The 12898-nt window shown below is 55.2% G+C and carries 11 protein-coding genes; 6 read left to right on the forward strand and 5 right to left on the reverse strand.

From position 1 onward, the window contains the following. A partial coding sequence (locus VMT62_04020) for a tagaturonate epimerase family protein (protein ID HVN95573.1) occupies nucleotides 1-1105 on the reverse strand: 1105 nt, incomplete at its 3' end. A 234-nt stretch (nucleotides 1106-1339) separates the two neighbouring features. Here VMT62_04020 and VMT62_04025 point away from each other — a divergent pair. From VMT62_04025 to VMT62_04035, 3 genes are read left to right on the forward strand one after another with little or no spacing between them, the layout of a single operon-like run. After that, the gene (locus VMT62_04025) at nucleotides 1340-2941 is read left to right on the forward strand and encodes an efflux transporter outer membrane subunit (GenBank protein ID HVN95574.1); all 1602 of its coding nucleotides are present in this window, start codon (nucleotides 1340-1342) and stop codon (nucleotides 2939-2941) included. Between the two features lie 14 nt (nucleotides 2942-2955). Beyond that, nucleotides 2956-4164, forward strand: a complete 1209-nt coding sequence (locus tag VMT62_04030; protein ID HVN95575.1) for an efflux RND transporter periplasmic adaptor subunit — start codon at nucleotides 2956-2958, stop codon at nucleotides 4162-4164. Then, the gene (locus tag VMT62_04035; GenBank protein ID HVN95576.1) at nucleotides 4161-7301 is read left to right on the forward strand and encodes an efflux RND transporter permease subunit; all 3141 of its coding nucleotides are present in this window, start codon (nucleotides 4161-4163) and stop codon (nucleotides 7299-7301) included. The genes VMT62_04030 and VMT62_04035 overlap by 4 nt, the downstream gene beginning before the upstream one ends. 104 nt (nucleotides 7302-7405) lie before the next feature. On the opposite strand, the gene VMT62_04040 is transcribed toward VMT62_04035, so the two are convergent. Genes VMT62_04040 through VMT62_04050 form a run of 3 tightly spaced genes read right to left on the reverse strand, consistent with a single transcriptional unit; the run spans nucleotide 7406 to nucleotide 10532 of the window. Beyond that, on the reverse strand, nucleotides 7406-8296 hold the full coding sequence (locus VMT62_04040) for a M48 family metalloprotease (GenBank protein HVN95577.1): 891 nt from the start codon (nucleotides 8294-8296) through the stop codon (nucleotides 7406-7408). Further along, nucleotides 8296-8817 carry an SH3 domain-containing protein gene (locus tag VMT62_04045; protein ID HVN95578.1) on the reverse strand — a complete coding sequence of 174 codons (522 nt, stop codon included), beginning with the start codon at nucleotides 8815-8817 and terminating at the stop codon, nucleotides 8296-8298. Before VMT62_04045 ends, VMT62_04040 begins: the two co-directional genes overlap by 1 nt. Then, nucleotides 8817-10532, reverse strand: a complete 1716-nt coding sequence (locus VMT62_04050; protein ID HVN95579.1) for a CHASE2 domain-containing protein — start codon at nucleotides 10530-10532, stop codon at nucleotides 8817-8819. Before VMT62_04050 ends, VMT62_04045 begins: the two co-directional genes overlap by 1 nt. A 368-nt stretch (nucleotides 10533-10900) precedes the next feature. On the opposite strand from VMT62_04050, the gene moaC reads away from it, so the two are divergent. From moaC to VMT62_04065, 3 genes are read left to right on the forward strand one after another with little or no spacing between them, the layout of a single operon-like run. Continuing rightward, entirely contained in the window at nucleotides 10901-11404 is a 504-nt protein-coding gene (gene moaC / locus VMT62_04055) for a cyclic pyranopterin monophosphate synthase MoaC (protein ID HVN95580.1), read from the forward strand. Nucleotides 11405-11421: 17 nt separating this feature from the next. Further along, entirely contained in the window at nucleotides 11422-11859 is a 438-nt protein-coding gene (locus tag VMT62_04060; GenBank protein HVN95581.1) for an MOSC domain-containing protein, read from the forward strand. Then, nucleotides 11856-12341, forward strand: a complete 486-nt coding sequence (locus VMT62_04065; protein ID HVN95582.1) for a MogA/MoaB family molybdenum cofactor biosynthesis protein — start codon at nucleotides 11856-11858, stop codon at nucleotides 12339-12341. The genes VMT62_04060 and VMT62_04065 overlap by 4 nt, the downstream gene beginning before the upstream one ends. Before the next feature lie 29 nt (nucleotides 12342-12370). On the opposite strand, the gene VMT62_04070 is transcribed toward VMT62_04065, so the two are convergent. Continuing rightward, nucleotides 12371-12898 (reverse strand): ATPase, T2SS/T4P/T4SS family (locus VMT62_04070; GenBank protein ID HVN95583.1); only part of this gene is annotated, 528 nt, incomplete at its 5' end.

Below are 12898 nucleotides of genomic sequence, written 5' to 3' on the forward strand. Positions count from 1 at the left end.
TCAAACTCGGATTGAATTCCCTGCATTGTGGATCATGGCGGACGGCAGCGGCATATTGTGCGTAACTCCATCGGGCGACCGCGGAAGGGGCGGGGAGTGCCGCAGGGTCGATGTCGATGACCGCTGCATAGGGTGCTGAGAGTTCCTCTCTGCGCTTAAGCGCCTGAGCGTAGATCTCCTTGGCTAAAGCTAACCCTTCACCACCTGCCAGAGCGAGACCGGTAATCTCCTCGAGCCAGGTTGTGCCGGCTGTTTTCAGGTGGAGCCCGGCGCCGGTTTTCCGAAGGACCCGGCGGATGGGAGCGTAGATGGAGAATTTGTCGCTGCCCGAATGCACGCTCAGCTTGAGATTCTCCGGCAGCCCGTACCGGCTTACGGCAAATTTAATCACGGCAAGATCTTCGGTGAATTCTTTCTCGAATTGAGCTACGTTGCCTGCGTAGTCCACGCCCTTATTAAACCGTCCGCTGAACCTCGGCGCTATGGTTTGGACCTGTACTTTCTCGTCAGAAAGGGCAGCCAAAATCACGAGGAGCTCGACCGGGGTCTGGGCAAAGTCGGTCTCGTCCATGGAGACCTCTGTGATGAACGTGCCTTCGCCCTTGTTTTTGACGATATAACGGTAAAGACGGCCTGCCTCCGCTATGGCCACAAGATATTTCTTCGCGATCTCTTGGATCTGAGATTTGTTTGTTTTGAGGACGTGGCTCACGCCTGGGATCCGTACTTCTGGTGAGAGCTCGGGATGACGCTCCACAAAGGCCGTGGCTTGATCGGGTGGCGTGGGCCTGCCTATGGATTCCGCCACGTCAATGGTGAAGAAGTCGGAGCAGGGAACAAACCGGTCCACGGTATCAAGACGAATGTGATCAGCGTCTACGTGCCACGCCTTGTTCCATCGGAGCCTGGTGACGGCCTCTTGTGCGGCTCTTGCCACTGATTGCGGCTCGGAGCCCACGATCAGATGCTCGCGATTAGACTTGTTCCAGACAGGCGTGATCTCTACACCCCTATGTGCCGCGAGCGCGAAGGCGCGCAGTTGAGCTTGCGCCTGCAGGCTAAACCGATCGCCTACACCGAGGGAATATGGTGCGAGTGTCAACATGATCTTGCCTCCTAATGTTTGTGCCTTAGACGGGGAGCTCCGTATTTCTCATCAAATCCTGATCCACATTCTCCCCCAAATAAGGGCCTATTTCAAGGGCAAATGATGGGGTGAACCTACATGGGTGCTGACGGAAAACATCCACACGGGATGTCAACCGACCTTGTAAAAGATGATGTGCTGCACTACATTAGGCTTATTACGTTGACCCACGATTAAGCGCGGGGGAGTCTCATGGGGAGGATCAAACAATTTGTCTTTGGAGCGGGATCGGTCTGTGCGGCGACCTTGCTTACCTTGTCAAATACGGCCTGCGTTAAGGTGGGGCCCGATTTTGTAAAGCCGGCCTCTCAGGTAGCGCCAAATTGGCTCGAATCGGCCGATGCGCGGCTCAGGGTTGGCGCCTCACCGCATCGTGCATGGTGGCGCGTCTTTAACGACCCGGTGCTCGACGGACTTATCGATCGCGCTTACCGCGAGAATCTGACCTTGAGAATAGCGGGCGTAAGGGTCTTTGAGGCCCGCGCTGAACTGGGCATTGCAGTGGGCCAATTCTTTCCCCAGACGCAGCAGGCCTCAGGGCTCCTCCAGCAGAGCCGCGCGAGCGACAGGTCTCAAACAGCACTTCTTAATTCCGGTTCACTTGTTGTAAATCAGGACCAACTGGGGTTCTTAGCGAGTTGGGAACTTGACTTTTGGGGTAAGTTCAGACGGAATATAGAATCTGCCAGAGCGGCCCTCAACGCCAGTGTGGCCGATTATGACAATGCGCTCGTCAGTCTCACTGCGGATGTGGCCGCTACCTATATCGCTATAAGGACAACGGAAAAAAGACTTGAGATTGCCGAAACTAACGTAAAGACCGGGCAGGAAAATTTGCGTCTGGCTGAGGCCCGTTTTACCGCGGGCACGAGCACTGAACTCGATGTTGAGCAGGCAAGAACCTCTCTAAAAGATACCGAGTCCCTTGTGCCGGCCTTGAGGACTCAGTTGAAGCAGGGCAAGAACGCTCTCTGTACCCTACTCGGAATCCTGCCTGGTGATCTCGCTCAAGTCGCGAACGGCCCATCGATCATTCCCTCGCCTCCGCTCACCGTTGCTGTGGGCATCCCTCAGGAGCTTCTTATGCGCCGGCCCGATGTGCGAAGCGCTCTATTTCAGGCCGCGGCTCAATCGGCGCGAATCGGAGTGGCCAAGGCGGATCTCTTTCCCGCTCTGTCGCTTTACGGTGAGTTTGGCTTTCTCTCTACCGATGTTTCCGATTTTTCGCTCAAAGATATATTCCGCTGGGGAAGCAGATACTACACGGTGGGACCGCAGGCTCAGTGGAATCTGTTTAACTATGGACGGATAACGAACAGTGTTCGCGTGCAGGATGCCCGTTTTGAGGAGGCGCTGATTACGTATCAAAATACAGTGCTCAAGGCGCAGCAGGAGGTTGAAGACGCATTGGTAGCCTTTCTCCGAGCCGGGGAACAGGCTAGATATCTCGCCGAAAGCTTAGCGTCTGCCGAGCGCTCCCTTGACATCGCTCAAGCGCAGTACAGGGAGGGTGTACGGGACTTCACCGCCGTTGTGATTGCGCAACAAGCACTACTGCGAGAGCAGGACAATTTGGCCGTAACGCTGGGGGCTCATTCAGCCGATCTCGTCACTGTCTACCGTGCTCTGGGCGGCGGCTGGGAGATACGCGAGGGGCGCGACTTCATACCGGCCGATGTTGAGGAAGCCATGGCAAAAAGGACCGACTGGGGTGGACTGCTTAAATTTCCCCCATCGGCCCTCATGACCGAGGAACAAACGAACGAACGGGGCGCGATCCCGTCCGCGTGGTAGGGAAGGTGGATAGAATGAACGGGCACCATACGAGCGTCTTGTTCGGGCGAAGCATCGTAGCCCTTGTGATAACCGGTTCGATCTCAGCGATGCTTACATGGCCGATAAGTTGCGCGAGAAAACAGCCGTCCGCGCCACCTCCTCCCCGTGTCACCGTTGCTCAGCCCGTAAAAGAGAAGGTCACCGATTATATCGAGGCCACAGGCAATACGGAAGCCGTGCAGACGGTACAGCTTCGCGCTCGGGTTGCAGGGTATCTCGAAAGGATCCTCTTTGCCGACGGGCAGATTGTCAAGAAGGATCAAATCCTGTTTGTTATTCAGCAGAATACCTATGATGCGAACCTCAGGCAGGCCGAGGCCACGGTGGAACTCAACAAAGCGCAGCTTTCTTACGCGGAAACCGAACTGGTTCGTTACACAAAGCTTTTGGCGCAGAAGGCGGCGGCCGAGACCGATGTGGACAATTGGCGCTATCAGAGGGATTCCGCGTCTGCCAATCTTAAACAGGCAGAAGCGAAAAGAGACCTGGCGAGACTCGACCTGGGATACACCGAGGTCCGCGCGCCCTTTACCGGCAGGATCGACCGTACCGTCGTGTACCCCGGTAATCTGGTGGGAGCGGGCGATGCTACGATACTTGCAACCATGAGCCAGATTGAGCCCATATACGTGTACTTCACCATAAGCGACGCCGATCTTGCGCGTTTAACAGGTGAAGCCCATTGGAGTCCAGGCAAAGCGTATACGTTGAACTGGCCTGTGGACTTAGGCCTTTCAAACGAAAAAGGATATCCGCACCGGGGCGTAATAGATTTTGCGTCTATTAGCGTGACCCCCACCACGGGAACCCTTCTGGTTCGAGGGATTTTTCCCAATCCTGAGTCCGCCATAATGCCGGGCCTATACGCACGCGTGCGGATACCTCTTGCGACCGGCACGGGTCTTTTCATCCCGCAGGAGGCTGTGGGCCACGATTTACAGGGCCCCTACGTGCTGGTGACGGGTAGCGAGAATAGAATCGAGCGGCGTAACGTGACGGTGGGGGCCGAGCAAGGGCCCCTCCAGGTAGTCAGAGCAGGCTTGAGCCCGGATGAGTGGGTCGTGGTAAAGGGTTTACAGAGAGCGGCGCCCGGCAAGCCCGTGACCCCTGAAAAGATCAGCCTCAAGCCTGAGGCGACCCCATCCGAGAAGCCGGTGCGTGCGGGTAGGGGAACGCCGTGATCTCCAAGTTCTTCATCGAGCGTCCCATTCTGGCCAACGTGCTGGCGGTGATCACGGTGATAATCGGACTCGTCTGTTACAGCCGGCTGCCCGTAGAACAATACCCGCCGATAGTGCCGCCCACTATTCAGGTGACCGCCCGGTATCCCGGAGCCAGCGCCGTGGTGGTTGCCGAAACCATCGGGGTCCCGATTGAACAGGCAGTCAATGGTGTGGAACGATCCATCTACATGTCCTCTACAAGTAGCGGAGACGGTTCCTACACCCTGACGATCACCTTCGATGTGGGAACGAATCTGGACAGGGCGCTAGCCCTGGTACAGAATCAGGTCAATACGGCGCTACCTGAATTGCCCGGCGAGGTGGGGGCGCAGGGTGTGAACGTGCGAAAAGTTTCCACCAACATTCTCATGGTCGTGAGTCTCTACTCCGAGGACAATCGTTTTGATGAGGCCTTCCTCTCCAACTATGGCGCGATCAATCTCCAGTATCCGCTGGCCCGTTTACCCGGGGTCGGTCAGGTGAGGGTCTTCGGCGCGGGTCCTTACAGCATGAGGGTATGGCTTGATCCTGCACGGCTGCGTGTCTTCAATCTCACCGCTCTCGACGTTGAGAACGCGATCAAGGACCAGAACACGCAACTTGCGGCGGGACAGCTCGGCGCCCCGCCTGTGCCTCAAGACCAGGCTTACCAGTTCACGATCAACGGTCTCGGCCGTCTGTCCGACGCGAAAGAGTTTGAGAACATTATCGTTAAGACCGTGCCGGGTCAGGCGGCTCAGGTTGTGCGGCTTCGCGATGTGGGTCGGCTCGAACTGGGCCAACAATTCTACAGCAACTATGCCTCGATGGGTGGTCTCAACTCGGCCCAGGTGGCGGTTTTTTCCTTGCCTGAGGCGAACGCCCTTGCTGTCGCCGATCGGGTGGCAAAAGAGGTTCAGGCCATTAGCAAAGATTTTCCCAAAGGGCTCACCTACGCGGTACGTTTCGATACCACGCGGTTCGTCCGCGAGGCCGTATCAAAGGTGTATGAAACCCTGGCAGAGGCCGGTATCCTCGTGCTTATCGTGATAATGGTCTTCCTCCAGAGCTTTCGCGCGTTGCTCGTGCCGGCGACCACGGTGCCGGTTACCATTATAGGAGGATCCATTGCCATGGTGGCCTTAGGTTTCAGCATAAACCTCATGACGCTGTTCGGCCTCGTCCTTTCCATAGGGATCGTGGTAGACGATGCTATCGTGATCGTGGAGAACAGTTCCTATTACATTGAAAGAGGTCTGTCTCCAAGACAGGCAGCGATCAAGGCTATGTCCGAGCTCTTGAGCCCCATCATGGGCATCACCGTGGCGCTTGTGTCCGTCTTCCTCCCCGCGGCGTTTCTTCCCGGAATAACCGGTCAGATCTTCAGGCAATTCGCCCTTGTGATTGCTGCAACGGCCGTGATCAGCGCTATCAACGCCGTTACGCTCAAGCCCACCCAGTGTGCATTGTGGCTCAAGCCGCGAGGCTCGGACAAATCTAACTGGTTCTCGCGCGGTTTCAACAAGGTGTACGACGCAGTAAAAATACCTTATATGGGACTCGTCCGGAAGATGGTGGGCCACAGCGGTCTTATGCTCATCTTCTTCCTCATTATTATTGCCGTTACCGCCTGGTCTTTTGCGCGCCGTCCTACGGGCTTCCTCCCCACAGAGGACCAGGGATACGCGATCCTGCTCGCCCGTCTTCCCGACGCGACAGCACAGCCGCGTTCGCGTGAGCTGTCAAAGAAGATCGGCGATATCATCCGCAGGACTCCGGGCATATCCGGCTGGGTCACGATTGGGGGGTTTTCCATACTTGACGGGGCAAATGTGGTCAACGCGGCCACAACCTTTGTGGTGTACAAGGATTGGAGTGAGAGAGGTTCGGCATTAAGTCAGGAGAATATTGTGGGCCGTCTGAACCGGGAACTTTCTCAAATTCAGGAAGCCCAGGCTTTTGTGGTAATTCCTCCGCCGGTAAGGGGACTCGGCCAGACGGGCGGTTTTCAAATGATGGTGCAGGACCGTAAGGGGCTCGGCATGGAGAGGCTCCAGGACTCGGTTGACGAGCTCGTGCGCACAGGTAACACAGAGGCTAATCTGCACGGGTTGGCCTCCACTATAAACGCCCGCAGCCCGCAACTGTATCTCGATATAGACAGAACCAAGGCGAGATCGTTCCAGGTGCCGGTCAATGACGTGTTCCAGACGCTCACCGCCTATCTGGGGTCTTCCTTCGTGAATCTTTTCAACAAATACGATCAGGTCTATCAGGTTTACGTTCAGGCCGAGGCGCGTTCGCGTGTTGACCCTACGGATATCAGTAGTCTTAATGTGAGAAACAGCCTGGGAGAGATGGTGCCTCTCGGCTCATTAGTCAAAGTCAAATACACCGAAGGACCTGAGATCATCACGCGGTATAACCTCTATCCGGCGGCATCGATATTTGGGGCTGCCGCGGAAGGGTTCAGTTCCGGCCAGGCCTTGACAGAAATGGAGCAGCTTGCTGCCCTCTCTTTACCGCCGGGTATGGGATATGAATGGACCGCTACAAGCTACCAGGAGAAACAGGTGGGTCACGAGGCGTACGTGATCTATGCCATTTCCATCATCCTCGTCTTTATGGTGCTTGCTGCCCTTTTCGAGAGCTGGATCGCACCGGCGTCAGTAATTTTAGCCGTGCCTCTGGCGCTCGTCGGCGTTTTGCTCGCCTTACTGACAAGAGGCTATGACAACAACCTCTACACCCAGATCGGCCTGGTTCTTATGATTGCTTTAGCGAGCAAAAACGCGATCCTCATCGTTGAGTTCGCCCGCGATCTTGAAAAAGAAGGCATGTCCCTAAATGAGGCGGCCATTGAGGCTACTAGCCGCAGGTTCCGTCCCATCATGATGACATCCTTCGCGTTTGTCTTCGGTGTGGCCCCGTTGCTCCTCGCCACCGGTGCCGGGGCCGCGAGCCAGCGTGCAATCGGAACGGTCGTCTTTGGCGGGATGCTTTCCTCGACGTTTCTCGCTATCCCCTTTGTCCCCGTTTTCTATGTGTTTATTAATTCCGTGCGAGAGCGGTTAAAAAAGGACCGAAAAACGAAATCGATCCCCCCCGAAGAATAGGATTTTGTGGTTTCCTCAGCGATCACATCTTGGCGGCGTTATCCGCTCATAGATCGGACCGGCTGGACACCAACGGTTTCCATCTCCAGCGACTGGCTATCGCCTTACGGTCCGATCCTTACGAAACGGTTCTCAAGCGTAAGCCCTTTGAACCCGTCGAATCGGTCGTCTACAGATTCACCAAGTCGGGCAAGTCGGTCATCGGGGAGTGGATGGGTTTTGAATAACAGGCCTACCCGACTGTCATCTTTTGCCACATGACCGAGATCCTGCAGCACTGCGGGCAATCCGAAGGGGTCATATCCGGCCCGTGCGGCCAAAACCACGCCGATTCTATCCGCTTCGAACTCTGCATTCTTGTCGAGAGAACGGGCAAAGATCTCCGCGCCGTTACCGATCAGGTTCTTAATCTCGGCATTCTCACCAGCTTGTTTGACGAGCAGCTTACCACCGATGTCTACCAGGCGGCCTTGTTGCAGGAGCTTGAGGTGGTGCTTCTTGATGACATGGCCGATTTCGTGGGCAAGTACGCCTGCCAGCTCGCTTTCACTCTGCAACATCCGATAGAGACCTTTTGTGATAAAAACGTAGCCCCCCGGCGCGGCGAAGGCGTTCAGGTCGTTCGTCTCGATCACGCCGAAATGCCAGTGCAGATCCGGCCGTTCGCTCTGACTTGCCACCCACCGTCCCACCCGGTTGACGTACTGTTGAAGCCTGACATCCTTGGTGAGCGGCGCCGCGCCCAGGATATTGCCGGCGGCCTGCCGTCCGATGGCGATCTCTTCCTCTTGCGAGAAGCCTGTGAAAGAGCGCATAATTCCCAAATCCACGGCCCCGCCGGGATTTGATTCGGGTTTGCCCGGTTCCGGCTTCTTCTGGGTTTGTTGCTCAACAGCCTTTTTCAAGTCCTGAAACAGATCAGCAGAGAGTGCGGCATGGCCCGCGCCGACGAGGACGATGCTGAGAATCAAGGCACGTATCACGATGATCTTCATTAGTGTCCCTCCCTGGCTGCATCCGGCGATGGGAGGTAGCCAACCTTGCGCGCCACGAGTTTTCCCTGAGCAGCAAAACTCCTGGCTTCAGCCTGCGTTATCTCAAAGGATTCCATTTTTTTGAGTTCCTGTTCGTTATATTTGGCCGCCTTGAGGTCCTCTTCATTGAGCCCGCGGATACCGGTTGTAGCCACGACATGCCCGGTTCCTGCGCGGCCAGACGCGAGCCCCAGCAATCCCGTCGTGTCGGTGGTGCCTTTACGTGCTTCACCGAGCCGGACACTAAGCATCCGGACCCATCCGGTCCCCTTCCCGCTCTTCACCTGGAACCATCCCTCTTGCTTCTTTACTATCTCGACACTATCGCCCGTGTTGAGCGACCCAATAATTTTGGCATCCCGGAAAGGTTCCGAGAGAAGACTTTCTTTCTTGAGGAGTGTACCTGTCTCGGCGGCAAATACCGAAGCTGCGGCTAGCACACAAATACCGAGCAATGCGCCCATGCTTCTTGTTATGTTCATCAGTTTCCTCCGTCTTGTACGGCGGCCTCGTGCCACCGGAGTTGCGCTTCGGCGAAAAGCGTTCGCCAGCCTTCCCGCGCCTCTTTACCGCCCGATATTCGGCCTTCGTGAACGAACCATGTGGCAGCCTGTTTGCGCACGCCAGTGCCGTTCGGCAATATAGAATTGAGGGAAGTAGTGACGTGGTCGATGTCCTTTGTCACACGGTCACGGGCCGACCGGTCATCGGCGGGGACTACCCAGGACACTGCGAGCGTCTGCTCGAAAAGGGCCCAGATGCCCTCCTGGCGACCTTTGAGCATTTCCACGCTTTTGGTCTCGGTGCCCGTTTTCTGCAACCGATGGTAAATTCTTTTCACCGTGCCTTCATCAACCATGCTATCGGGGTCTCCCACATGAATAAGGAGCAGGAAGGCGGCAAGCTCACCCTGTCTTCCCTCTGAGGTTTTGAGAGCGCTTGTCTCAAGCGCCTTGCTGGTGGCCGTTGCGTAGATACGGGCAACGGTGAAATAGGCGAGGCCGACCGTCACAGGGCCGGTGAGATTGATGTACGTATTGGTAAAGTTTATTGTGGCGTAGCTCACGCCGAGCAGGATGAACTGCGACGCACCAAACAAGGGATCTATCCGGTCGCGTCTCACATTACGATAGAAGCCGAATGCGGCAGCCCAGACAATGGCCAGGGCGAGGAGCGGATAAACCGTGCGCCCTTCCGGGTAGCGCAGATAGTCGCCATGTTTCATGTTGTCGATGGCCGTGGCCAGAATTTCAACGCCCGGATGAAGACGGCTCATGGGGGTAGGCTTGACATCAAACAGACTTGGCGCCGTGGAGCCTATGAGTACAATCTTATCCGTAAACTCATTCTGAGGACGTTTCCTGTTCTTGCTCGTCATGTCGTCAAAGACATCGCTGAAGGTGACGGTCTGGTACGAAAACGGTTTGCCTCTCCAGTTGAGGAGCACGCGCTCGACAGAGGGTTCCGCGTATCCCAAACCGCCGACGACCCGGGCCGGAAGGGACGGCACTTTCCAGCCATAATCGTCCCGATAAACCGTATATTCCCGCACGGTGCCGTCAGGATCAGGGTAAATGTTATGGAGCCCTATGCGCCCCCCTTGCAGAATTGATGCAAAGTGCGGCAGGATTATGCCTATGGTGGCGTCCTGGCGTGCATCCTGAGAAAGCTGCGTGACACCGGGGATCATGCTCGCTTTGATCTGGCTCAAGGCGTCGCTTGCCTGGTCAAGACGCAGCATAGGAAAAAACGTGTTTGTTGTCCTGGATACGGCGTGATCAAAGTAAGCGTCACTATCGGGGTTGTAGATATCGGGGTCACTGAACAGGATGTCGAAAACCACGGCCTTTGGCCGCTCGTCTTCCAGGTGGTCGAGGAACTCCCCAAGAACTTGTCGGGGCCAGGGCCACCGGCCATACTCCTTGGCCATGGCGGAAAGGCTTGCCTCGTTGATATCCACAATAATGATATCTTTGTCGGGCTTCGGCACAACGATGCGATAGCGCACCATGGCATCAAAAGCTGCCTGCCGCATGTTTGTTGTAATGTGGAGGAAGACCGCATCAATAACGATAAGTAACGAGAAGACCACAGCAAGATAAATATAGAAATTGCTTTTGAGCCGCATCGCCATGCGCTGAGACAATCCGGAAATAAATCGGCGAATACGGTGTGACAAGTCGGCAGGGTAATTCATCGCGGCATCCTACGTTTCTCCGTGAGATCTGTCTACTATGAATTCTATGGCATCTGTCTCATGACGGCAAGCGGGCTGAGACCGAGCTATGTTCAACTGCCCCTTCTCGCAATTCAACCTGCGCCAGATTTAAGTGGTTCCCCGCTGCCATGTTTCGACCATAAGAAAACCCGGGACGGAATCTCTGTTCCGGTATTCGATAAGCATAGCAAAACAGAGGCGAACTATCAACACGAAGACGTTGATACACCGGTTTACGCATTAACTTGCAAGGCTGCTCAGGCGCACCATGTGGATTCGAGGTATATCAGGGATCGAATCATTGACATGAAGGCGTGAAACATGTAGATTAGTCTCGGAGGTGGCCTATGGCCAGGTTCACACATTTGGACAGTAAGGGCAATGCCCGGATGGTTGACATTTCCGAAAAGAAGGACACGAGACGAGAGGCTGTTGCGGCCGGCAGGATAAAGTTCTCCCCCGCCACCTATGACCTCGTGAAAAAGGGGCATGGTCCCAAAGGGGATATATTTACCGTGGCCAAGGTGGCAGGCATTATGGCAGCCAAGAGAACCTCCGATGTGATACCGCTCTGCCACCCGCTCTTTATCACCCACATCGATGTGGAGTACACGTTTTATGATAAGATGCACTCTGTAGAAATCAAATCCACGGTAAGGACCAATGGGCAGACGGGGGTCGAAATGGAAGCGCTTACGTGTTCAATGGTTGTGGCTCTCACCATCTACGACATGTGTAAGGCTGTGGATAAAGGGATTGAGCTCGGCCCGTTTTATCTTTTGGAAAAGAGTGGAGGAAAAAGTGGCACCTATGTGAGAAAATCGCCTGCCCGCAAAGGGCAGGGCGCGTGACATACAAGGAGTTATCGGTGAAGGGAAAGGTATTGGCCGTCAATATCAGCGACAAAAAAGGTGAGAAAAAACATAACATAGGTCGATGCCTGCTCATTGAAGGAAAGGGGCTTGCTCGGGACGCCCACGCAGGTTTTATGCACAGACAGGTGAGCCTTCTCGGAAAAGAGAGTATCGAAAAAATCCGCGCAAAAGGCCTGGACGTGACATACGGCGATTTCGCCGAGAATCTGAGCACCGAGGGGATTGTTCTCTATGAGCTACCCATCGGGACTGAGATACGAGTTGGCGATCAGGTGCTTCTTAGAGTCAGCCAGATCGGCAAAGAGTGCCATACGCGATGCGCCATTTTTCAACAGGTGGGGGATTGCGTTATGCCGCGGGAAGGAATATTTGCCGAAGTGATGAGAGAAGGTGAGGTCAAGATCGGCGACGAGATAGAAGTGTTGCCATGAAGTATAAGGCGATCGTTATCACGGTAAGTGACAAAGGCTCACGAGGTGAACGCATCGACACGAGCGGACCGGCCCTCGTTCGAATGCTTGGGGAATCCTACGATGTGGGAGAGACCGTTATCGTGCCCGACGAGATGGATATGATAGCTCAGGTGATAAAGCGAGAGATCGACGAGCACGGTGTGGATCTCGTGGTGACAACTGGAGGAACCGGTGTTTCTGAGCGGGATGTGACCCCCGAGGCCACACGCACGGTTATCGATAGAGAGCTGCCTGGTTTCGCTGAAATCATGCGGATAGAGAGTTATAGGATCACGCCGCACGGTGTCATATCTAGGGCCGTTTGCGGCATTCGGAGTCGGGCCATTGTCGTGAATCTTCCGGGGAGCGAAAAGGCGGCGACCCAATGCCTCGGATTTGTTCTGCAAGCCATCCCGCACGCCCTTGCCAAAATCAAGGGCGATCCCGCCGACTGCGCGTGACAGTATCCTCGAGGTCGATAAGCGCTCCGCTATTTCTCCGATTTTAGTTTGAAGGCGGGTTCCTTCTTGTCTACTTCATCCTTCTTCAATTCGGCCATCTTGATTCTCAGCCGTATGTCATTGGGACTGTCCGCGTAAGCAATCGTATTGTCGTAGTCGATAAGACCGGCCTGATAAAGATCGAAAATGTGCTGGTCAAAGGTCTGCATGCCGTCGAAATAAGAGGCGGCCATGGTTTCTTTGAGAAGCGTGATCTCTCCTTTCAGAATCAAATCCCTCACTCTCGGACTGTCGAGGAGTATCTCGATGGCGGCCACCCTTTTTCCCTCCATGGTGGGGATGAGCCTCTGGGAAAGAATCGCCCTCACGTTGAGGGAGAGCTGCAGATATATCTGGAGATGTCGCTCAATGGGAAAGAAATTGAGTATTCTTTCGAAAGCCTGATTGGCATTATTCGCGTGGAGCGTGGCAAGGCAAAGGTGACCCGTTTCCGCGAAGGTGATGGCATGTTCCATGGTTTCGGCATCTCTGATTTCACCGATGAGAATCACGTCGGG

This window comes from Syntrophorhabdaceae bacterium (genome assembly GCA_035541755.1).
Lineage (GTDB): Bacteria > Desulfobacterota > Syntrophorhabdia > Syntrophorhabdales > Syntrophorhabdaceae > PNOF01.

Excerpts from the sequence above, each read along its gene's own strand:
- VMT62_04030 (HVN95575.1), top strand. The coding sequence starts at position 2,956 with ATGAACGGGCACCATACGAGCGTCTTGTTCGGGCGAAGCATCGTAGCC.
- VMT62_04040 (HVN95577.1), bottom strand. The coding sequence starts at position 8,296 with ATGAAGATCATCGTGATACGTGCCTTGATTCTCAGCATCGTCCTCGTC.
- moaC (HVN95580.1), top strand. The coding sequence starts at position 10,901 with ATGGCCAGGTTCACACATTTGGACAGTAAGGGCAATGCCCGGATGGTT.
- VMT62_04025 (HVN95574.1), top strand. The coding sequence starts at position 1,340 with ATGGGGAGGATCAAACAATTTGTCTTTGGAGCGGGATCGGTCTGTGCG.
- VMT62_04045 (HVN95578.1), bottom strand. The coding sequence starts at position 8,817 with ATGAACATAACAAGAAGCATGGGCGCATTGCTCGGTATTTGTGTGCTA.
- VMT62_04065 (HVN95582.1), top strand. The coding sequence starts at position 11,856 with ATGAAGTATAAGGCGATCGTTATCACGGTAAGTGACAAAGGCTCACGA.
- VMT62_04050 (HVN95579.1), bottom strand. The coding sequence starts at position 10,532 with ATGAATTACCCTGCCGACTTGTCACACCGTATTCGCCGATTTATTTCC.